We start from the raw sequence: 23,100 nt of genomic DNA, 5'->3' as shown, positions 1-23,100 counted from the left end.
GGCCCACTATACTGCCCCCCAGTCACATAAAATCACGATATCATTTTCCACGGCATGGATCGCAATGGTTCATATAAGGGTACGCTTATGGTGTTAACAAACTGTTTATGGGATCTGGCACAGGGCTTGGAATTCGTCCCCACGATGTTCGAAATTGCGGAAAGCATCATAACTGGGGGCGGCGGGACTGAGCAGAATCACGCCACCAGGGGGGGTGATTTCACGGGCCAGGGCAACGGCTGCGGCGAGATCCTCGACCAGTGCTGCTTGTCTCCCAGGCAGGTGTTGCCGCATCCGGTCGCCGGTTTCATAGGCGGCGATGAGGCTGATTTCTTTATGGCTGGTCATAAATTCGCTGAAGGCGGTAAAGTCCTGTTGACGGTCCTGACCGCCGGCGATCAGGGTGATCTGGCGGCCGGGAAAACTGTTCAGGGCGGCCAGGGTGGCTTCCGGCGTGGTTGAAATGCTGTCGTTGACATAGCTGATCCCCTCTCTCTCCCCGAGATGCTGCAGTCGATGGGGTAACCCTCCGAAAGTGACCGCCTGTTCAAAACAGGCCTCAAGCTCGAGCCCAAGGGCGGCGCAAATGGTGAGGGCGGCACAAAGGTTCTGCCTGTTGTGTTCGCCAGGCAGGCGCAGGCGACTGGCGTCGCCAATTTTGTCAGACCCATTATAAATGTCATGACCGCGAGCATGCAACGCGTCCGGCGAATTGAACCATAAGGTGCCCGGCGGGACCGCCTTAATATTCTGTCGCGTGAGCGTGTCGTTTTGATTGAGAATAACAGTGTCAACTCCGGTGGAGATCAAATGGCATTTATCGGCATAATATTGTGCGTGATTTAGGTGCCATTGAATATGTTCCGGATAGAGATTGAGCAGCACCGCGATATCGGGTGCATGATACAGGTCCGCCGTCTGATAACTGCTGAGCTCAATGACATAATAATCGGCGTCGTCTGTCAGGCTGAGCAAGGGGGTGCCGATATTGCCGCCGAGTGCTGTTTTATGGCCCATTTGCCGTAAAATATGGGCGAGAAGGGCGCTGGTGGTGCTTTTACCGTTGCTTCCGGTGATGGCAATGGTGGTGCTGCCTTCGGGGCGTGGTAGCGAGAACCAGATGTTGGTTGCAGAGGTAATGCTGATTTTTTGCTGCTGCAGGGTTTGAACCAGAGGGCGGTAAAGGCTGATGCCCGGTGCCTTGATCACCAGATCCAGATCATTCAGGGCGGCGGGCATGTCCTGTTCCAGCAAAAACAGGGTGTGTGGATCATCGGGTAATGTGTCCGGCAGGGTTTGGTTGATCAGAGTGATTTCTTTCCGGGGGAAATGACGGCGCAGAAAATCATAACTGGCCCAGCCTTCCTTGCCCAGTCCCCAGATGGCGACGCGCCGCGTTTCAAGATCCGATAAAGTCATCCAGCAGTCTTTCATAATCGGCGGGCAGGTTATGGTCGGGATATTTGCGCAGGGCGGCTTGACGTAAATCGTCCAGCGGTTGTCCCGGCTCGGGAATGTCTCGGCTGAGTTTATCAATCAGATAACATGTCCGCCATTCCGGGATCAGCGCCAGGCTTTTCAGAAGCCGACGGCATTCCCCGATCTCGCCAACACACTCAAATGGTTTGTGTCCTTTAAGGCCGAGCAGTTCACGGTATCCATCTTCCTGGGCGGGATCGTCGAGCATGTCCTGTCCGAATATGGCGCTCATCCCTGCCTTGCCGATAAAAGGGGCGAGCGCCAGATAGACAAAACGACATTTAGGGCAGTCACAGCACCAGCCGTAGCGGCGTTCCCCTTCGGCGATATGGAAATTGCGATTACAGCTTTTAAATGTCGGGAAATAGCGTGGAGCGCGGGCGAACAGCACCGCAATTCCTGTTTCTGACAGGGGGCGCAGCAGGGAGAAGTAACGAAACCCCGCCAGGACGTGACCGGTAACATAGCGGTTAAAATCCTGTTCAAAGGCAAGCGACTTGCTGTATTGATGATTGATGTCGAGACCGTCTCGCACCATGTTGCCTTCATTGGCCGACTGTTCGTTGGACATCACCACGGTGTCATAGCCATAGAGCAGAGAGGCGAAGGCCATAATAAAGGACAGGATCCCTGTTATCGGGACATGACCGTTATAGGCGCCTTGGTCATTCAGTGTGAACAGGGCCGGGTCCAGGTGCCGTTTAATCAGGATCGGGGCCGGGGCATCGGCGCTGTCAATCACCTCTAGAATGGGGCGGCCGGCATTGATGGCGATGGGGCGGTACGCCCGCTGGCCGTGTTTCATGATTTCGAGGCTGACCAGGGAGTCCTTGCCGCCGCCAATCGGCACAACGGCACTTTCCTTGAGTTCTACTGGACTGGCGATCGAGCGCTGGGCCCGGTTTAAGGGGAACTGAATAGTCTCTCTCAGGTCAAGATTGTTTTCGACGGCAAATTCCCCGAGACCATGCAGATAGAATTTGGTAAAGAACGCGGCGTCTTCGGGGCTGAGCGTCTGGTTGTCAACCCGGATTTCCGACGGGCAGAAGGCTTTGTAATAGCTGATCCCGGCGGCCAGGTGCAGCGCGTGGAGCAGTTTGTCGAGGGCCTGTTTCTCGATATCCGAAAAATCACGCCGGGCGCCGGGAAAGATCAGGGTTTCGGTGAAGCTTGTCCCGCCGAGATAGCCGTAGTCTAGCGTTACCCGATGGTCTTGCGGGCTGAACTGACAGGATTTGAATATAAAGCAGGTATTTTGTGTCATGACATCTTTTTCGGATGTTTTTCAGGCAAAAACAAGGCCTTTGTTGAGAAACCTGTTCAGACTGGGGAAATATAACATGCTGTCGCTTAAACCGCGATCACCCGCTCGGCAGGGAACGTCAGGGTCACGGTGGTGCCATTGCCCAGTTCGCTTGCCAGATGCAGTGTGCCGCCGTGAAGTTCCACCATCTTTTTGACCAGGGACAGACCGAGGCCGGTTCCCTGGCATTCCCGGGTCATGTTGGACTCCGACTGAGTGAATGGCTGCAACAGCTGGGGGATTTCATGGGGAGCGATGCCGATCCCGTTGTCGACCACGGAAAACACCATGTCGCGGTTCTTGTTGAGTTTGACTTTCATATCAATTGTGCCGCCATCGGGGGTGAATTTGATGGCGTTGGACAGCAGATTGAGAACCATTTGTTTGAGACTGCGGCCGTCTACTTTAAGATCGGGCAGGTCGTCCTCATAATGTATCGTCAGGGTCTGGCCGTTATCACTGATCTGGTTGCGGATCAGGCTGCGGGTATTGCGGACGACTTCGTGGACATCGACAATTTCCTCATTCAGGGCATATTTCCCGGCATCGATCTTGCTGATATCAAGAATGTCGTTAATCAGGTTGAGCAGATGGTTGCCCGCTTCGCTGATGTCGTGGGAATAGTCTTTATACTGGGTGATGGCATGGGGGCCGAGCAGCTCGTTTTTCAGGATGTCGGCGAAACCGATAATGGCGTTGAGCGGCGTACGGAGTTCATGGGACATCAGTGCAAGAAATTCCGATTTGGCCTTGTTGGCCTGTTCGGCGCTGCGTTGTGACTGGCGCAGGGCTTCCGTCTCATCCATCATACGCAGGGATTGTTCGAAAAACAGACTGTCTTTAAGGCTGCTGTTGGCAACCTTGGTGATCTGTATAAGGCAGGCTGTGGTCTGGTCCGGTTGTGCCACCGGCGAAATATTGATCGCGTGCCTCAAGCTGGTCTTGCTGTTGTTTTGCGGGGTATTGGACGGATGATGTTCAAACAAGGGCAGGGGCGTAAGATTGATGTCCGGGGTGAGCACGGATTTGATGTCATACCGCAGGGCCGCTTCAATAGACTTGTCCAGCTGGGTATTTTTCATGTCGGGGAAAAGGTCGAGAAAATTCTGTCCCACTGCGGTTTCGGGGCAGAGCATGCTGTGGTTGACCATCCACTGATTAAGGGTCAGGATGTTTTGCTGGGCGTCAATGACAATAATACCGCACGCCAGGTGATCAAGAAGATGACCTGGAAAGACAGGGGAGGCGGCATGCCGGTTCTGTTTCTGTCCGGGGGATGGTTTTGCCTGCAAATTTCTGCTCATTTTTTCTTTAGCCCGTCATGACCTGTGGTCTGTTTGTTTTTATGAGATATCTTTTTATCGGCACGAGATATTGAGCTTGCCGTGATATCCTGATCCCGCGCGCAGTTTAGTAAAAATTGGTTATGAAAGTATAAATGGCGCGAAAATAATCTATGGGCCCCGGATATCGTGGAGCTATCTCCCTTGTAAAGCTGGTCTATTTGCATTTTTTGTCGTCGGTCCGGATTTTTTCGGGTATGATTGGACAAACGGGGGCATGTCAATAGGCTTACTCATTTAACAGGAGGTAATATGTACGTCAGAAATGTTCTTCAGCATAAGGGCCACGACATTATATCCGTCGCACCGGATAATAGTTTGCAGGAAGTCGCCAAAACACTGCGGGAAAACAAGATCGGCGCGGTTTTGGTTTGTGAGAAGGCTGGCCGTATGTGCGGCGTACTGTCCGAACGGGATATCATTATCGCCATCGCCAAGCATGGCGGCGTTATTCTGGAAGGCAAGGTTGCCGAATTTATGACGGAAGGGGTCTATACCTGTTCTCTTGATGATGAAATTAAAACGGTTATGGAGCAAATGACCCGGCGTCGGGTCAGGCATCTGCCGGTGGTCGAGGACGGCAATGTGGTGGGGATGATCAGTATCGGCGATGTGGTGAAACAACGTATGGCCGAGACCGAAGCGGAATCAGAAGCTTTGAAAACCTATATCACCACGGCGTAACAAGGAACCTGGCCGCGAGTCGCGCTGGAAGAGGGCTTTGACGCGCACGCAAAAGGCGGGGATTTATTCTATTGTGATCTTGCTAAGTATCTGTTTATATATGATTTTATTGTATTTTTGCGGCTTGTCCCGCCCGAAGCCCTGTATATGAAGGGCTTTTTATGGTATGGTGTCTCATTGCAAAGAGATCTTCTTTGCGCTTTTTTCAATTTGAATTTTTTGGCGGAAAATGGGGGCTTCGAAACCGTTTCGACATAAAAATGCAATATTTTTGAAATTAGTTATTTACAAGATTGGCCTGAGCTTCTATAACCCGCTTCACCAACACGGCGGGGGCCAGTGATTATCGCTTCAGACGAGGGGATTGAGAACGGGCCTTGCGGTGTTGTTTTGCGCTTTGAGGAGTGCGATTTGTTCTTTGACATTGTAGATTGAAAGAGAGATGTAGGCAGCGGTCTGTTAATTCCTGGACTGTTGTTTACTATAAAACTTATTTGAGTTTTAAGTAATGAACAGGATCAGGTCTTTGATCGTGTTGCGCTCGAGTAGCGAGATGATGGTGCATTGCAAGATGCGGTATTTTTTTTGTGATTGGGCGTGATGCACACAAGATCAACTCAACTTGAGAGTTTGATCCTGGCTCAGAACGAACGCTGGCGGCATGCCTAACACATGCAAGTCGAACGATAAGGTACCTTCGGGTACTGGACAGTGGCGCACGGGTGAGTAACACGTGGGGACCTACCATATAGTACGGAACAACCGTTGGAAACGACGGCTAATACCGTATACGCTCTTCGGAGGAAAGATTTATCGCTATATGATGGACCCGCGCTGGATTAGATAGTTGGTGAGGTAATGGCTCACCAAGTCTGCGATCCATAGCTGGTTTGAGAAGATGATCAGCCACATTGGGACTGAGACACGGCCCAGACTCCTACGGGAGGCAGCAGTGGGGAATATTGCACAATGGGCGCAAGCCTGATGCAGCAATGCCGCGTGAGTGAAGACGGCCTTAGGGTTGTAAAACTCTTTCGCTAGGGAAGATAATGACTGTACCTAGTAAAGAAGTCCCGGCTAACTCCGTGCCAGCAGCCGCGGTAATACGGAGGGGACTAGCGTTGTTCGGAATTACTGGGCGTAAAGAGTTCGTAGGCGGACTGGCAAGTAAGAGGTGAAATCCCAGGGCTCAACCCTGGAACTGCCTTTTAAACTGCCAATCTAGAGACCGGAAGAGGTTAGGGGAATACCTAGTGTAGAGGTGAAATTCGTAGATATTAGGTGGAACACCAGTGGCGAAGGCGCCTAACTGGTCCGGTACTGACGCTGAGGAACGAAAGCGTGGGGAGCAAACAGGATTAGATACCCTGGTAGTCCACGCCGTAAACGATGAGTGCTAGATGTTGGGATCTTCGGATTTCAGTGTCGCAGCTAACGCATTAAGCACTCCGCCTGGGGAGTACGGCCGCAAGGTTAAAACTCAAAGGAATTGACGGGGGCCCGCACAAGCGGTGGAGCATGTGGTTTAATTCGAAGCAACGCGAAGAACCTTACCAGCCCTTGACATACCGATCGCGATTTCCAGAGATGGATATCTTCAGTTAGGCTGGATCGGATACAGGTGCTGCACGGCTGTCGTCAGCTCGTGTCGTGAGATGTTAGGTTAAGTCCTGCAACGAGCGCAACCCCTGCCTTTAGTTGCCATCAGGTTATGCTGGGCACTCTAGAGGGACCGCCGGTGATAAACCGGAGGAAGGTGGGGACGACGTCAAGTCATCATGGCCCTTATGGGCTGGGCTACACACGTGCTACAATGGCAGATACAGAGGGTCGCCACTCCGCGAGGAGGCGCTAATCCCAAAAATCTGTCTCAGTTCGGATTGTTCTCTGCAACTCGAGAGCATGAAGTTGGAATCGCTAGTAATCGTGGATCAGCATGCCACGGTGAATACGTTCCCGGGCCTTGTACACACCGCCCGTCACACCATGGGAGTTGGTTTTACCCGAAGCCGGTGGGCTAACCTCGCAAGAGGAAGCAGCCGACCACGGTAAGATTAGCGACTGGGGTGAAGTCGTAACAAGGTAGCCGTAGGGGAACCTGCGGCTGGATCACCTCCTTTCTAAGGATGATGGTTCGGCAACGAACTATCTTCATAGAATAAAAGTTATTGTTTATGCTGTTTGGTGTGAGGTTTATCCTCGCGCTCAAGTAGCCGCTAGGCGATAGCGCATAACTACAGGACCGCTGTCTACATATCTCTTTCAAAAGTTTAGGTTTATCGTAATGTGTCTAAGCATGACCGGTTAATGGGTCTGTAGCTCAGCCCGGTTAGAGCGCACGCCTGATAAGCGTGAGGTCGGTGGTTCGAGTCCACCCAGACCCACCATACATTGGTGGCATGACTTTCATATGCGATAATTTTGTTGGATTACCCGAGTGGGATGAACATTCCGTGGTATGCCATATTGGATATCGGGGGCATAGCTCAGTTGGGAGAGCGCGTGCTTTGCAAGCATGAGGTCGTGGGTTCGATCCCCTCTGCCTCCACCAAAATTTACCTGAACTTACATGAGACATTTAATTCCAAAGGGGGCGCCAAGCCTCCGGTGGACTTATATAAATAAACAACAAATCTTTGTTGTTTATTTATAACGTTCTTTGACATTGTGAATGGGTTTTTTAATCAGAGAGTTTACTCAATTCTCTCTCTGGTTATACTGTTAATTTTAATAGGTAGATATTTTCTGGTTTGCGTTTTTCTGCTCTCCCCGAGCAGTATTTGAGCGCAGACATTGACAGAGAAATACTAGCTTTTTGATTTTAATGAGCGTCATGTATTTTTTGTTCGGCCCCCATACCCTGGAAGGCCGGATGATTGTTCCAAGATCAGATTAGTACAAAAGTGATCTGATCTCTGTACATGGCGATGATCTCAAGTGTTATAAGAGCATATGGTGGATGCCTTGGCGAATAGAGGCGATGAAGGACGTGTTACGCTGCGATAAGCGTCGGGGAGCTGCGAAAAAGCTTTGATCCGACGATTTCCGAATGGGGAAACCCGGCTATTTAATAGTCATCCCTACCTGAATACATAGGGTAGGGAAGCGAACTCAGGGAACTGAAACATCTAAGTACCTGAAGGAAAGGACATCAACCGAGACTCCGTTAGTAGCGGCGAGCGAACGCGGACCAGGCCAGTGGCTTGATTTGAAAAACGAGAATGCAATGGAAAGTGCAGCCTTAGTGGGTGATAGCCCCGTATCGGTAAATTCATTTCAAGTCCTCGAGTAAGGCGGAACACGTGAAATTCTGTCTGAACATGGGGGGACCACCCTCCAAGCCTAAGTACTCCTATTCGACCGATAGTGAACAAGTACCGTGAGGGAAAGGTGAAAAGCACCCCGATAAGGGGAGTGAAATAGATCCTGAAACCGTATGCTTACAATCAGTTGGAGCTCCTTTATGGGGTGACAGCGTACCTTTTGTATAATGGGCCAACGACTTAGTATGTCATGCAAGATTAAGCCGATAGGTGTAGTCGAAGCGAAAGCGAGTCTTAATAGGGCGATTTAGTATGACGTATTAGACCCGAAACCGAGTGATCTAGTTATGGGCAGGTTGAAGGTGCAGTAACATGCACTGGAGGACCGAACCCACTTATGTTGAAAAATGAGGGGATGACCTGTGACTAGGGGTGAAAGGCCAATCAAACTCGGAGATAGCTGGTTCTCCGCGAAATCTATTTAGGTAGAGCGTCAGACGAATACTGCCGGGGGTAGAGCACTGGATGGATGCGGGGGGCGCGAGCCTTACCAATTCTAACCAAACTCCGAATACCGGTAAGTACTATCTGGCAGACACACTACGGGTGCTAAGGTCCGTAGTGGAGAGGGAAACAGCCCTGACCGACAGCTAAGGTCCCTAAATCATGTCTAAGTGGGAAAGCATGTGAGAAGGCCAAAACAACCAGGAGGTTGGCTTAGAAGCAGCCACCCTTTAAAGAAAGCGTAACAGCTCACTGGTCTAATAGCCATCTTGCGGCGAAGATGTAACGGGGCTCAAGACATGTACCGAAGCTTCGGATTTGATACTTTGTATCAAGTGGTAGCGGAGCGTTCTGTAAGCCTGTGAAGGGATACCTGTGAGGGGTCCTGGAGGTATCAGAAGTGCGAATGTTGGCATGAGTAGCGATAAAGAGTGTGAGAGACACTCTCGCCGAAAGTCCAAGGGTTCCTGCGTAAAGCTAATCTGCGCAGGGTTAGCCGGTCCCTAAGGCGAGGCTGAAAAGCGTAGTCGATGGGAACTCAGTTTAATATTACTGGGCCTGGTGGTAGTGACGGATGATGTAAGTTGTTCCTCCTTATTGGATTGGAGGGGCCGCGAAATCGTTCCAGGAAATAGCTCCACCGTTAAGACCGTACCCCAAACCGACACAGGTGGACAGGTAGAGCATACCAAGGCGCTTGAGAGAACTATGTTGAAGGAACTCGGCAAATTGCATCCGTAACTTCGGGAGAAGGATGCCCCCTATGAAGGCAACTTTTTAGGGGGGGCACAGACCAGGGGGTGGCGACTGTTTACTAAAAACACAGGGCTCTGCGAAGTCGCAAGACGACGTATAGGGTCTGACGCCTGCCCGGTGCCGGAAGGTTAAAAGGAGGTGTGCAAGCACCGAATTGAAGCCCCGGTAAACGGCGGCCGTAACTATAACGGTCCTAAGGTAGCGAAATTCCTTGTCGGGTAAGTTCCGACCTGCACGAATGGCGTAACGACTTCCCCACTGTCTCCAACATAGACTCAGCGAAATTGAATTGCCCGTGAAGATGCGGGCTACCCGCGGTTAGACGGAAAGACCCCGTGCACCTTTACTATAGCTTCAGAATGATAATGGATATGTTATGTGTAGGATAGGTGGGAGGCTTTGAACTCATGTCGCCAGATGTGAGGGAGCCGTTGGTGAAATACCACCCTTAACCTGTCTGTTATCTAACCGCGGCCCGTATATCCGGGTCCGGGACCTTCTGTGGTGGGTAGTTTGACTGGGGCGGTCGCCTCCTAAAGAGTAACGGAGGCGCGCGATGGTAGGCTCAGGTTGGTCGGAAATCAACTGTGAGAGTGCAATGGCATAAGCCTGCCTGACTGCGAGACTGACAAGTCGAGCAGAGACGAAAGTCGGTCATAGTGATCCGGTGGTCCCGCGTGGAAGGGCCATCGCTCAACGGATAAAAGGTACGCCGGGGATAACAGGCTGATAATGCCCAAGAGTCCATATCGACGGCATTGTTTGGCACCTCGATGTCGGCTCATCTCATCCTGGGGCTGGAGCAGGTCCCAAGGGTATGGCTGTTCGCCATTTAAAGAGGTACGTGAGCTGGGTTTAGAACGTCGTGAGACAGTTCGGTCCCTATCTGCCGTGGGCGTAGGAGAATTGAGAGGATCTGTCCCTAGTACGAGAGGACCGGGATGGACATACCTCTGGTGGACCTGTTGTTGCGCCAGCAGCATTGCAGGGTAGCTATGTATGGACGGGATAACCGCTGAAAGCATCTAAGCGGGAAACCCACCTCGAGATAAGTTCTCCCTAAAGAGCCGTGGAAGACCACCACGTTGATAGGCTGGATGTGGAAGCGCGGTAACGCGTGAAGCTGACCAGTACTAATTACTCAATCGACTTGAAATCATTCGTCATGAACAGAGATCAGATGATTTAAAAGAATATTTTAAATGTGACGGGGGATGTTCCCCCGCGCACGTGCGCTCCCCCAACCTCGCATTAGCTCGGGCGGGCGGTCGCCCTTGCCTCAGGCTGTAACAGCCTTCGGTTTGGTGTGTAACTTGAAATATTCTAAACTGATCCTGGGATAACGCTCAGTAAAATCAAAATAAAATTAACAGCCCAATATCCTTAATTGACCTGGTGATCATAACGTTTGTGTCCCACCCGGTCCCATCCCGAACCCGGAAGTGAAACCAGATAGTGCCGATGGTACTTCGTCTCAAGGCGCGGAAGAGTAGGTCGTCGCCAGGTCTATTAAGGATATTGAACAAAAACCCATCCACAATCTCAAAGCCGACCTCATGTAGCGAAGCGGTAGGCAAATATCATTACCGCGGGGTGGAGCAGCCCGGTAGCTCGTCAGGCTCATAACCTGAAGGTCGTTGGTTCAAATCCAACCCCCGCAACCACTAAAAAAGGTAGTAATCATAACAGGTTACTGCCTTTTCTGGTTTCTGACCACAGCCTCTTTCTATATCCAAAAGGTACCATATAGGTACCAAATGAAAAGGTAACAGAACGCTGTAGAAAGTATCTTGCTGGACTACTTTGACCTGCGCCTGATCTGTGTCCTAAAAAATTCGTCCAGATTTAAGCCCAGAAATCTCACGAGGATTTTTTTGAGGGCTATTTTTTCTCTCCGCGTTTATTTTCCAGTGCGTTTTCTGATTTTTGGTTGAGTTGTGTAATTTGTCTGAGGATATAATGTTGATTTTGGTAGTGTTCCCCGTCAGGGCTTATGGGCCTAATGAGTAGTATTTGATATTGGAGGATTTTTGGTTCATCGTAATCATTATAAGGAATGAAGATGAAACAAAAAACCGTACGCAAATCAACCAGCTCTGAGAGGGTGGTTAAGAACATTCGCCGCAAGAGCCGTAAAATATATTCGGCAGAGGAAAAGATCCGCATCGTGCTTGATGGTCTTCGCGGCGAGATGAGCATTGCCGAGCTATGCCGCCGTGAGGGGTGTCCGTCGTCAGATAAAATGGGCTCGTTTTTGTATTTGCCGATTGGAGGCTTTGGCTCATTATTTGTTTCAATTTAAGCAGCTTTCTTTGCATGCCGCAAGCGTCGTTGTTTTATTGTTTTGTGTTTAATCCTTTCTCTTTTATTTAAAATGGATTGTCCCCGACCGAAATAGACATCAGCAGGCGTTAGATTTTTCAAGCTTTCATGGTAACGATGGTGGTTGTAATAATCGATAAAAGTCCTAATCTGGGTTTCCAAATCACCGGGCAGGAAGTAATTCTCCAGCAGGACACGGTTTTTGAGGGTCTGATGCCAGCGTTCGATTTTGCCCTGTGTCTGAGGGTGATAGGGTGCACCACGGGTATGTTGCATGTTCTTATCTTCCAGCCAGTCCGCCAGTTCCCCGGAGATATAGCTGGCCCCATTGTCAGATAACAGGCGTGGTTTGTGAACAACATTGACCTGATCACAGCCAGAGGCTTTGAGGGCGCGTTCCAGCGTTTCCGTCACATCCGTGGTCTTCATGGTCGTGCAGAGCTTCCAGGCAATGACATAACGTGAGAAATCATCAAGGATGGTGGACAGATAAAACCAGCCCCAACCAATGATCTTGAAATAGGTAAAGTCCGTTTGCCACAACTGGTTGATGGCGGTTGTCTTGTCCTTGAACTCATTGGCGGCCTTGATCACGATAAAGGCCGGACTGGTAATCAGATCATGGGCTTTCAGCAGCCGGTAAACCGAGCTTTCCGAGACAAAGTAGCTTTGCGTGTCCGTAAAGCGTACCGCCAGCTCACGCGGAGATAACTCGGGGCATTCCAGGGCCAGATCAATTATCTTCGCCCGTATCCTGTCCGGGATGCGGTTCCATACACAACCGGGCAAGGAAGGCTTGTCTTCCAATGCTTCCGGCCCATCCATCAGGAATCTGTCATACCAGCGATAGAAGGTAGTTTTGGGGATGTCCAATCTGTCCAATGTCCGCTTGGCAGGAAGATGGGAACTTTCCACCAGACGTATGATCTCCAGTTTTTCAGATGCCGGATATCTCATTCGTCGTCTCCCCCATCCCCGATCATGCTTTTTTTAAACAGACGTAGTTCAAGGGTCTGTTCGGCTACAACCTCCTTCAGGTCACAGGCTTCCCGGCGCAGGCCTTTCACTTCATCGCTATTGGCCGCACGGGCGGTATCGCCAGCAAGGCGTTGTTTACCCGCTTCCAAAAAGTCTTTCGACCATTTGTAATAGACGCTTTCGGCGATCCCCTCACGGCGGCATAGCTCGGCAATGCTCATCTCGCCGCGAAGACCATCAAGCACGATGCGGATCTTTTCCTCTGCCGAATATATTTTACGGCTCTTGCGGCGAATGTTCTTAACCACCCTCTCAGAGCTGGTTGATTTGCGTACGGTTTTTTGTTTCATCTTCATTCCTTATAATGATTACGATGAACCAAAAATCCTCCAATATCAAATACTACTCATTAGGCCCATAAGCCCTGACGGGGAACAAAAAACAGAATTAATCTATCAACAGGAATTTGGAGATCAAGAGGAGGCTGAACGGGCTATATTTGAATATATCGAGGTGTTTTATAATCAAAATAGAATCCATTCTGCTAATAATTACCTATCACCGATAAAATATGAAAACCTTACAAAAGCAGCTTAACAAACTGTCCGGAAAATCGTTGACACATCAGTATGGCTTTCAATATAGTTCATGATGGTTTCATTGGTTACATTTCCTGAAGTGGTACAAAAGTATCCCCGTGCCCAAAACCTTTGTCCCCAATATTTCTTCTTCAGTTCTGGAAACTTCTGTTGCACCTTGCGAGACGTACAGCCCTTAATCCGGCGCATGAAATCACTGACTGAGAGCTTCGGAGGTATTTCCACGAACATATGGATATGGTTGCTGGACAGAACACCCTTTATAATCTTTACACCCAGTTGCTCACATATCTGACGGGTGATCTCACGGATACGCAAACGCATTTCCTCTGTTAAGACTTTATATCTGTACTTTGTAATCCATACCAAATGATAACGATTATGGAAAATTGTATGGCTGGCAGTCGTGTATGTCATTCTGGACTGAAGTCCAGTTCTACCGACTAAAAGTCGGTGGTTTATTACCAAAGACTTGGAAAATCAAATCCGATTTGCCAAAAATAAAGATCACTCTGCCGAGCGGTCATTATAAGTTAACTTTATAAAAAATATGCTGCAGCATTTAATATGATGTCGCACTTAAATGCAAAAACCTACCCAAACAGTGGGATGGCTCTTGCTATATTGAATATAATTTAAACTTGAAACACAATCAGGGAGAAAAATTACATGTTTATCAAAATAGGAGTGCCAGCCAGCCGGGCGCGGAAACAAATTTTTTGCGGTGTTTCATATAGCATACTCGCTATAGCTGCAAGTGCACCGCAATCAGTTCTAGCACAAGACGCAAGCAAACCAGACGGTATGGTGACTTTGGAAGAAATTATCGTGACGGCGACGAAGCGTAACACGAGCCTGCAAGACACGGCACTATCCATAAGCGTCGTTGGTGGCGTGTATTTAAAGAGTTCCGGGGTGGTATCCATATCAGGATTGCTGGAGGCTATCCCAGGAGCCACATACCAGGATTTTGGTCCTGGCGCAAGAGGTGTTGTCTTTAGAGGTATAGGTACCAGCAATGCAGCTTTCAGCAATGCCTCAACCGTAACGACCTATATAGACGAATTCCCCTTCATTGCCTCTCAGTTTCGTGGTCCTACGGATCTCAAGTTGGTAGATATGGAAAGGGTAGAGGCTCTAAAGGGACCGCAAGGTACTTTATATGGTAAGAGTGCTATGGGAGGAGTTCTCCGTTACATTACAGCCAAGCCTGATAGTGATGGGATTTCTGGCGGATATCAATTCTACGGATCAAGCACTGCCAATAGCGATGGCGTCAACTACGGCGGGCATGGCTATCTTAATATCCCTCTCACGGACAAGCTTGCCTTTCGGGGCGTTTTTTATAAATACGACAATGCGGGTTTTATTGATAATCTGGGAACAGGAACCAAGGATGTTAATTTTGAGGATACGATCGGGGGCCGGATCGCCTTACGCTGGAATATTCTGGATAATGCGACTCTGGACGTCACCTATTTGAATCAGAAAATACGATCCGGGGGCGGGCAAAATGCTGGTGCCCAAGCGATTACAAATACGTTTATCCCAACGCCGCATAATCCAGCAGCACCATTCGCATTACCTGATGGTTTTCAACAGCCGAGCCTGTCAAACCCTTCCTATTCTAATAATGTAGACGCTACAGCAGGCAACGACAGTGAGGCTTTGAATTTGAAACTTGAGGTTAATTTTGACAAATTCAGTGTCCACTTACTAGGTTCAACGCAGAACCGTGCAGTATCTGACGAGTTTGAGGTTACAAATTATGTGTCTATTTTTGATGGCAGCACGAAGGCAATCACAAAAGCGTCTTCGGAATTTGATGCGAATTCCATAGAATTACGCCTGACTTCTAATGATAGTGACTTCATTGAATGGTTAGGTGGGTTTTGGTATAACAAGCAAGAAGGAGTTTTAACGACCTTTACTGACATTAAGGATTCACTTGATCCCTTGTTGTTTGGATTCTTTCCTCTGCCAAACGGCCTTGTTACAGCCGATAATCTTGAAACAGAGAGCAGGGAGGAAATAGCGGCTTATGGTGAGATAGGTGTTAACTTTACTGAAAAGGCTAAATTGACGTTAGGTTACCGGCGATCTCATCTTTCTCTTGATAAGGATGTTATAAAAGGGGACGGTGTTTTTGACAGTGCTTATCGAGCGGCGATTGGTGTGGACCAAAGTAGCACGCAGAATGTCAATACCTATAAAATTGGTGTAGAATACAAATTTACCGATGATGTTATGGTCTATGCTCTGGCTTCTAATGGGTTTAGGGCTGGGGGTTTTAATAGAGGAAATGGACTGCTTGGTATTCCTTCGTCTACTTTCAAGAGTGATGATTTATGGAACTATGAAGTTGGTGTCAAGTCGACTATGTTGGATGGCAGACTTACCGCGAATGCAGCCGGATACCTTCTTGATTGGAGCGGTATTCAGCTCAATGTCAACAGAGGTGGTGTGCTTATTGGAACGCAAAATATTGGTGAGGCTCAAATTACAGGTTTTGAGTTGGAACTTAACTATCTGGCTATGGATAATTTGCGTATTTCTGCTAATTATGCCTATGTAGATGGTAAGTTTACCGAAGACTATTTGACCGACCCTGACGATCCGTCAACTTTACTGGCATCTGACGGTGAACGCCTCCCCGGCTCGGCGAAACATGCTTTCTCGCTTTTTGCCGATTGGTTCATGCCAGTGACATCGGAGCTGGAGTGGTTGGTTGGTATAAATTATCGTTATATCGGAAATCGTCTTAATGACCTTGGATCAGGATTTGATCCTGCTCCAAGCTATCAAATAGTTAATTTGAGGACCAGCCTGACCCATAGCGATGGTATAAAAATTTCTCTGTTTGCGGATAATTTATTTGATAAGCGGGCGATACTTAACACCCTTCCCGTTGGTCCTATTGCAAGTCATAGCGTGAACCGTCCCAGAACTATCGGGGTGCGATTGGGATATGACTTCTAAAATGGGCTTTAGTCATTGATATTTTGAGTGACCTTTGGCCTTTTTAATAGTGATTAACTTAATTCTTACTTTAGTGTACTTCATAGCAGAATCCTTTGATAGGAAGGGTTCTGCATAAACTTGAATTCCAAAACCCAATTTGTAGCTTAATTTCGGATGTTAAAACTGATGAAGGGCCTTATGAGCTGGTCCTAAAAAACTAGACAGTCTGTTAAGGTGTATCCGAACAATGAATCGGAGACATTAAAATGACGAAAAGACGCACCCTTACGACCGCTTTTAAGAAGAAAGTCGCCCTTGCCGCTTTGCGCGGTGATCAAACCATTCAAGATCTAGCAGCGCATTATCAGGTTCACCCCAACCAGATTAGCACATGGAAGAAACAGGCAATTGATGGTCTTGACGAGACCTTTGACAACAAGAAGGCCAACCGAGCCCGTGATGTTGATGCAGAGGTTAAGGACCTACATGCCAAGATTGGGGAGTTGACTATGGTCAACAGTTTTTTTGGCCATAATTAATAAACGCGGGCTCAAGAAATGAGCCACAGCGAACGCAAAGCTATGGTGAACTGTGACCACGGAGACCTCAGCATCGCCAAGCAGTGTAAGGTTCTCAGGATCAGCCGCAGTAGCTTTTATTATCAGCCCAAGGCAGCATCCGAAGAAACACTGGCAATCATGAATCGTATGGATGAACTTTTTATGCTTTATCCTTTCTTTGGTAGCCGTCAGATGACAATTGTCTTGCAGCGAGAAGACATATCTATCGGCAGGCATCGTGTTCGGCGGTTAATGCGGCTCATGGGTCTACAGGCGATTTACCGCAAGCCGCGAACCAGCGATCCTCACCCCCAACATAAGATATATCCTTACCTCCTGCGTAAATTACCAATCACTGAGGCCAACCATGTGTGGTGTGCAGATATTACATATGTCCCGATGCAAAAGGGTTTTCTGTATCTGGTGGCAGTGATGGATTGGGCTACTCGCCATGTGCTGAGCTGGCGCCTATCAAACACGATGGATGCCGACTTCTGTGTCGAAGCTCTAAAAGAGGCTGTCGATCGGTACGGCCCACCAAAGATATTCAACACGGATCAAGGCAGTCAGTTCACCAGTCAGGCTTTTACAGGCGTCTTGCAAGATGCAGATATTAAAATATCTATGGATGGGCGGGGACGGTATTTGGATAACATCTTCATTGAGCGGCTATGGCGCAGTCTTAAATATGAAGCCATCTACCTCACAGAAATGAGTGATGGATTTAAAGCACGACGGGCTATCATGGACTGGATAGACTTTTATAATACGATCCGTCCACATTCTTCCCTTGACGCAATGACACCGCATGAGGCTTACTGGAAATCAAGAAAACAATTTTATGACATGGGATTAATCCCATGTCATAAAGCACAAGAACTGGCAGCATAACATGAAATAGGATACACCTTAACTTCGCTGCCAACCTGTTCAGACAAACAGGACCACCTTATTGCAAAAGAAACCTATTACATTGAACAGACCACTTTCTCTAACGTTGGGAATGATTAATCCATATCGTTATTTTAAGATGGGGCCGGAACCAACTTGCAAGAGCAGATTTCAAAACACCTGAACTATTACAATGACACGGTTTATCCTATAATTTTGTGTAATAATAATGTATGCTAAGCGTGATAATGTTTTGTTTAAAAGATGTTGGTGAAATAATGGAATGGTCTACTTGTGTTGATTCTCTCAATTTGTTCAGCTATGAACAGGCCTTAGCTTATTCGGAAAAACGTCCCGAGAATTTCCGAGAGTTTTATTATGATGGTGATTGTTTTGATTATCGTATGAATGAGCAGGCTGACAATTCTTTTCATGAGGTCGTGAAGCTCAACGATGATTTTGTAATGTTATTCAGTCAGGGCAACTCCCCGAGTGGCACTCAATATCAGACCGTGACAGACGGAGATTGGATTCACATTCAAGTTCGGCTGCGTGGGACTGGTCACGAAGAGTTCCAGAACGGGACTAAGTACGACACACCTGACCATTCTTGCATAATACTTCGACATCCAGAAAATATGATTATCAAACGAACAACAAACCCTGAGGAGAACTGGAAAGTTGCGTGTTTATATATGCGCCCCTCAGCAATCCAAAACTTTTGTGGTGTGCCTACCAGCAGTATCCCCAAGAAGTTTTCCTGGATTGCTGATAATGGTGAGTGGGGTACACGACTTGAGAAGATAACGCTGCCTTTTCAGGCCGCTCTTGTAGTAAATGAATTGTTTAAATGTTCCTTTCAAAGTGCTGCTCGACGATCTTTTATGCGAGCAAAATCGATTGAACTTTTTTCTATCACAGCAAATAGCTTATTCGAGACGAACGAAAGACCGACCAGTTCTGTAAAACTCACTAGCCACAACCTTAATCAAATTAGTTTAGTACATGACATTATTAGGGCTGAACTTGAAACGCCTAGTACTTTAGAGGATTTAGCACGTCGTGTTGGCTTAAGTAGAACCAAACTCGTCACTGGTTTTTTATCTGTTTATGGACAGCCATTGCAGTCTTATTGGCGTGACTTGCGCCTTATCCGTGCATTTGAGTTGTTAACGGCTCATGAGTTAACGGTCACTGAAGTCGCGTTAGAAATTGGTTATGACGATCTTTCTAGCCTGTCTCGGGCTTTCGTAAAGAAATTTGGAATTTTACCTAAGGATTGCCGTCAATTGAATAATAGTTGAAGGCAACTCGTTGAAAGTTGACGTAGTAAATTATTTCCCGTTCTCGTCGCGAAAAATAGCATTACGTGAACTGCATTTCTGCAAATCTAAATAGTTAGCCTTAAAACAAACCTATCGGCGTGGGAACAGCCATGGAGAGAAGGCTTCAACGAGTTTGTAGAACCATCACAAAAGGATCTTTCTGAGAATTTTCATTAAGTTGAAGCCGATAGTCATGGCCATGGCGTTGACATTGTCACCGATGTTGCTTTGCAGCTAGTTTCTGGGGCCGAATTTGCGGTCATTCTTGCAATGTCCGATACAGGCTAAATAGTGCAGGCAAAAAAGATCGTGCGGGCAAAAAAATATCCGGTTTGCCGAGTTTTGGAATGCATAGAAGCGTATAGTTTATATTAGTGTTACTTAGGAAAAGCAATTCACAGGAGAGAAAAGTGCAGTTATCACGAGACATATTATTGGACGCATATAAACGGATGAGAATCATCCGAACCTTTGAAGAGAATGTCAAGATTCAGTTCGAAAAAGGCAACATACCTGGCTTTACACATTTATATGTGGGGGTTTGACGGGTTATTCACCTTTGACTGGCAGGGCGGGACGTCCCGGATGAGCGCGGCGGAGGAAGCAGACCTGTGCGATTATTTCAGCAGGAAGAGCAGTTAACAAGTTTTTCTTTTCCTTATTTCTGGAAAATAGCACGATTAGCTTAAAAGCATGATCGGTGTGCCGAGTGCATTGTCCAACTAGCGCGTTATGTTGTTACTATCACACAGGCATGAAGTATGGGTAAGAAGTTGGGTGTGTTTTGTAGGAACGCTCAGATATGGTAGTTTAAGGTAAAAAGGGATGAACGTTACCAATTGCTTTGATCGTACTGTGCATATTGAGAGCGTAATATGGCGATCTATTGGTGGAATATGAGAAAAAAGGAATTGGTAATGATAACGACATATGACAATCAAGAAAATAAAGAAATCGTAGAAATGGAAAGTCAGCCTAATGTGGCTGAAGCGATTGTTTCTATACTAACTGCTGTAGGGATAGATGCCTGTTTTGGTGTTCCGGGCGGGCAAACATTGCCCTTTTATAAAGCCGCACGAGCGCGGGGCTTTAAGCATGTACTGATGCGCGACGAGCGCAACTGCGCCTGTGCCGCCGATGCTTATGCGCGTGTAAGTGGCAAGGTTGGTTTATGCGATGCAACAGTTGGGCCGGGCGTTACCAACCTGGTGTCTGGGTTAGCCGAAGCCTATGCGTCATCCATCCCAATGATTGCATTGATTGCCGATATTAATACCTGCGGAGAACATCTCCGTCATCGTGGTAACGTTGCGCAAGCGCTGGAACAACGCCCTTTGCTTGAGCCTACCACAAAGTGGATTGGTCGTGTGCAAAAACCGGACATGCTAATTGATATTATGGATCATGCCTTGCGCGTGGCAACTACAGGACGTCCTGGACCTGTGGCAATAGAGATACCTGAAGAGGTCATGCTTGCACCGCTATCAGAGCCAAACCTTAGTCGCTTTAACAAAGACAGTGCGGTATGGCCGCGCCATCGGAGTGCGGCACCGGCTGAAAAGGTTGTCGACGCGGTATCGCGGCTGACACAAGCTAGGCGTCCCATTATTCTGGCTGGTGGTGGTGCCATCGCGAGCGGCGCCTACCAGGAAATAGCGCAGTTTGCTGATAAGCATGGCTTTCCTGTCGTTACCAGCATTAACGGCAAAGGTATCATTGATGAGCGCCATCCACGAGCCTATGGTGCCATTGGTATTTTCGGTGAAATTAAAGCCAGCTATGCCTTGCAGCAGGCAGATGTTGTTCTGGTACTGGGTAGCAAGTTCAGCCAATTTAATTCCTTTGCCTGGCAACTGCCGATGAAAACGCAGGAGGTCATTCATGTAGATATTGACGGCGAAGAGCTGGGCCGGGCGATACCGGTAGCGCTTGAAGTCGTGGCGGATGTGCGGGTGGCGGCTCGACAAATTCTCAATGGCCTCAAAGAAAACAACGCTAAGTTTGACTGGACGCCTGAAGGTGAAGTCCCTAAACAACCAGGCACTGAAATTGATGACCCTGCTGTGGCGCCGGAACAGGTGATTGCATCGATTGGCGACCTGTTCCCTGAAGACATGATTCTTGTAAGCGATGCCAGTTTATCCTCCGGCTGGACAGCCTCACGGCATAAAGTGCAGCAGGCAGGTCGAGGTTATATCGCGCCACGTGGTATTGCAGGCTTAGGTTGGGCCTGCGGTGCAGCCATTGGCGTAGCACTGGCGGCCCCCGAAGGAAAGCGTATTGTTGTGGTTGCTGGCGATGGCGCGGCTGCCTACTGGCTCGGCGAAATTGAGACCGCGGTACGGCTGAATCTTCCCATCACCTTTGTCATACTCAATAACGCCGGTTTCGGTTGGATAGTTCAATGCGAGCGGGTAATGAATTTCACAAGTGAATCCACCTTCGCACCTGTGGATTTTGCAGCAATCGGAATGGCAATGGGGACCGGTGGTGCCCGGGCAAAATCCATGGATGAAGTACATGTGGGCTTGAGGCAAGCGATAGACCTCAATGGGCCGTTTGTGCTGGACGTACTGAGTTCAGATCGGTCGACGCCCACCGTTGATTATGGGCTACTAGCGCCGGAAGCGATATCCAGAAACGGTGCCTATGGCGTGGGCTAGGGTACCTCTCCGTAGGTAAGCAAATCTCTAGCAATAGTGCAAGTAATATGAGGCTATATTTTGACAAACAAAAACACACATTCCGGCTATCCTTCTCCATTCATTGCCTGGAGCACTTTGGGCGTTTTGTCACTCGCCTATATGTTCTCATTTATTGACCGGCAGATACTAGTGTTGTTGGTTGAGCCTATTAAGGCGGATCTGCAAATCAACGATACTCAGGTTAGCTTGCTCACCGGATTTGCCTTTGCCATTACCTATACTGTAATGGGTATTCCCCTTGGTCGTGTCGCTGATGTATGGTCACGTAAGTATGTGATTGTATCTTCCGTGACAGTATGGAGCCTACTCACGATTGCCAGTGCCTTTACGCGAAGCTTTACCCAACTTTTTGTAACGCGTATGGGAGTTGGATTTGGTGAAGCAGGATTAACAGCACCGGCTTACACCATTGTTGCAGATCTATTTCCCCCTGGGCGGCTGGCATTTGCCATGAGTGTCTTTGTACTGGGTGGTGCGGTGGGTAGTGCATTGTCGTTGATGCTTGGCGGTCTTGTCATAGGGTTTGCCGATAGCCTGGGCACAGTGAATGTGCCGTTTTTTGGCTCAATCGCTCCCTGGCGCTTAGTCCTGATAATTGCTGGTGGGACAAGTTTACTGGTTGTTGTTCCACTACTTCTGGTCCCTGAAGCTAAACGTCATCATCCTGAGCATGTCCATCCAGACTCAAGTCATTCGGCGGCCCAGCCTGACCACATGCCGTTTAAAGGTGTTTTGCGTTATATGCAACGCAAAAAGATGTTTTACGGGTTATTTATCGCGGCGACGAGTTTCAATTATTTGATCACATATGGCTCTGCAGTTTGGTTTCCAAGCTATTTTATTCGCGTGCTCGGCTGGGAAGCAGCTACAATCGGTATTACAGTAGGTTTGGTGGGGTTTGTGCCGCTGGCCGTCGGCGGTCTTTTCTCGGGATGGCTGACAGATAGGCTTTTTGCTAAGGGACATCGTGATATCTCTATACGTATTATGATGATAGCTGGCCCTGTTCTTTTGCTGTTGAATTTTGTAATAATTTATGCCCCCTTAATTCAGATAAAATTGATGGCCGTTGCGCTCGTCTATTTTTTTGGCGCCATGTATGCCGTGTTAACGCCGACCGCCATTCAATTAGCTACACCCAGCCCCATTCGCTCTCAGGTATCTGCCATTATTTTATTTATCATGAACCTTGTTGGGCTTGGACTCGGCCCGACTGTCATTGCCCTGGTAACCGATTATATTTTTCGGGATAGCATGGCGGTGGGACATTCTATTGCTGTCGTAGGTACGGCCGCTTATCTGATAAGCACGGCGATTTTCTTATGGACGCTGAAGCCTTTTAGTCATCAGGTAATAACCATAGTAGATGAACAAAGTCGTGAGACACTTGTGGAGATGTGAGTTTGAATGAGAGCGTAGACTTTACA

At 48.3% G+C, this 23,100-nt stretch carries 11 protein-coding genes, 3 tRNA genes, 3 rRNA genes and 2 pseudogenes; 14 read left to right on the top strand and 5 right to left on the bottom strand.

Annotated elements, in window-relative coordinates; translation table 11 throughout:
• Positions 1–105: 105 nt before the first annotated feature.
• The 3 genes from murD to FIV45_RS12575 form a co-directional block, all read right to left on the bottom strand.
• Positions 106–1,419, bottom strand: a complete 1,314-nt coding sequence (gene murD, locus FIV45_RS12580) for a UDP-N-acetylmuramoyl-L-alanine--D-glutamate ligase (RefSeq protein ID WP_165777131.1) — start codon at positions 1,417–1,419, stop codon at positions 106–108.
• Positions 1,400–2,743 (bottom strand): MurL-like N-terminal domain-containing, encoded by a 1,344-nt coding sequence (locus FIV45_RS18485; RefSeq protein WP_099475384.1) that lies wholly within the window; start codon positions 2,741–2,743, stop codon positions 1,400–1,402. The genes murD and FIV45_RS18485 overlap by 20 nt, the downstream gene beginning before the upstream one ends.
• A gap of 86 nt (positions 2,744–2,829) precedes the next feature.
• On the bottom strand, positions 2,830–4,086 hold the full coding sequence (locus tag FIV45_RS12575) for a sensor histidine kinase (protein ID WP_099475385.1): 1,257 nt from the start codon (positions 4,084–4,086) through the stop codon (positions 2,830–2,832).
• Between the two features lie 291 nt (positions 4,087–4,377).
• On the opposite strand from FIV45_RS12575, the gene FIV45_RS12570 reads away from it, so the two are divergent.
• The 8 genes and pseudogenes from FIV45_RS12570 to FIV45_RS12535 form a co-directional block, all read left to right on the top strand.
• Positions 4,378–4,809, top strand: a complete 432-nt coding sequence (locus FIV45_RS12570) for a CBS domain-containing protein (protein WP_099475386.1) — start codon at positions 4,378–4,380, stop codon at positions 4,807–4,809.
• Between the two features lie 618 nt (positions 4,810–5,427).
• Positions 5,428–6,929 (top strand): 16S ribosomal RNA (locus FIV45_RS12565).
• Between the two features lie 189 nt (positions 6,930–7,118).
• Positions 7,119–7,196, top strand: a tRNA-Ile gene (locus tag FIV45_RS12560).
• Positions 7,197–7,284: 88 nt separating this feature from the next.
• Positions 7,285–7,360: transfer RNA gene (locus tag FIV45_RS12555), tRNA-Ala, on the top strand.
• Between the two features lie 380 nt (positions 7,361–7,740).
• A 23S ribosomal RNA gene (locus tag FIV45_RS12550) occupies positions 7,741–10,490 on the top strand.
• Between the two features lie 233 nt (positions 10,491–10,723).
• A 5S ribosomal RNA gene (rrf, locus tag FIV45_RS12545) occupies positions 10,724–10,838 on the top strand.
• Together the 16S, 23S and 5S rRNA genes with 3 tRNA genes alongside form the textbook arrangement of a ribosomal RNA operon.
• 81 nt (positions 10,839–10,919) lie before the next feature.
• Positions 10,920–10,996, top strand: a tRNA-Met gene (locus tag FIV45_RS12540).
• Between the two features lie 398 nt (positions 10,997–11,394).
• Positions 11,395–11,568: pseudogene (locus tag FIV45_RS12535) on the top strand (transposase); the annotation flags it as partial.
• 62 nt (positions 11,569–11,630) lie between these two features.
• Here the strand turns inward: FIV45_RS12535 and FIV45_RS12530 are convergent.
• Positions 11,631–12,982, bottom strand: a protein-coding gene (locus FIV45_RS12530; RefSeq protein ID WP_420875278.1) for an IS3 family transposase whose coding sequence is annotated in 2 segments (ribosomal slippage) — positions 11,631–12,644 and positions 12,647–12,982 — 1,350 coding nt in all. Because the reading frame shifts where the segments join, the coding sequence is not laid out codon by codon here.
• Here FIV45_RS12530 and FIV45_RS18980 point away from each other — a divergent pair.
• Positions 12,879–13,229 (top strand): IS3 family transposase, encoded by a 351-nt coding sequence (locus FIV45_RS18980; protein WP_139932348.1) that lies wholly within the window; start codon positions 12,879–12,881, stop codon positions 13,227–13,229. The two genes, FIV45_RS12530 and FIV45_RS18980, sit on opposite strands and share 104 nt — an antisense overlap.
• Here FIV45_RS18980 and tnpA read toward each other — a convergent pair.
• Positions 13,226–13,648, bottom strand: a complete 423-nt coding sequence (gene tnpA / locus FIV45_RS12520) for an IS200/IS605 family transposase (RefSeq protein WP_099471976.1) — start codon at positions 13,646–13,648, stop codon at positions 13,226–13,228. The genes FIV45_RS18980 and tnpA overlap by 4 nt on opposite strands.
• A gap of 252 nt (positions 13,649–13,900) precedes the next feature.
• On the opposite strand from tnpA, the gene FIV45_RS12515 reads away from it, so the two are divergent.
• The 5 genes and pseudogenes from FIV45_RS12515 (at position 13,901) to FIV45_RS12495 (ending at position 23,074) form a co-directional block, all read left to right on the top strand.
• On the top strand, positions 13,901–16,210 hold the full coding sequence (locus FIV45_RS12515; RefSeq protein ID WP_099471975.1) for a TonB-dependent receptor: 2,310 nt from the start codon (positions 13,901–13,903) through the stop codon (positions 16,208–16,210).
• A gap of 248 nt (positions 16,211–16,458) precedes the next feature.
• A pseudogene (locus FIV45_RS12510) lies at positions 16,459–17,643 on the top strand (IS3 family transposase).
• A gap of 248 nt (positions 17,644–17,891) precedes the next feature.
• The gene (locus tag FIV45_RS12505) at positions 17,892–18,947 is read left to right on the top strand and encodes a helix-turn-helix domain-containing protein (RefSeq protein WP_165776956.1); all 1,056 of its coding nucleotides are present in this window, start codon (positions 17,892–17,894) and stop codon (positions 18,945–18,947) included.
• An 896-nt stretch (positions 18,948–19,843) separates the two neighbouring features.
• Positions 19,844–21,631 carry a thiamine pyrophosphate-binding protein gene (locus FIV45_RS12500; protein ID WP_099471973.1) on the top strand — a complete coding sequence of 596 codons (1,788 nt, stop codon included), beginning with the start codon at positions 19,844–19,846 and terminating at the stop codon, positions 21,629–21,631.
• A 60-nt stretch (positions 21,632–21,691) separates the two neighbouring features.
• Complete coding sequence (locus tag FIV45_RS12495) at positions 21,692–23,074, top strand: spinster family MFS transporter (protein WP_133118538.1); 1,383 nt, start codon at positions 21,692–21,694, stop codon at positions 23,072–23,074.
• The last annotated feature ends 26 nt before the right edge of the window (positions 23,075–23,100 follow it).

Source organism: Paremcibacter congregatus (assembly GCF_006385135.1).
In the GTDB taxonomy this organism is placed as follows: domain Bacteria; phylum Pseudomonadota; class Alphaproteobacteria; order Sphingomonadales; family Emcibacteraceae; genus Paremcibacter; species Paremcibacter congregatus.
The sequence above is the reverse complement of the archived record's forward strand: the minus strand, read 5'-3'. Positions and strand labels throughout refer to the sequence as shown.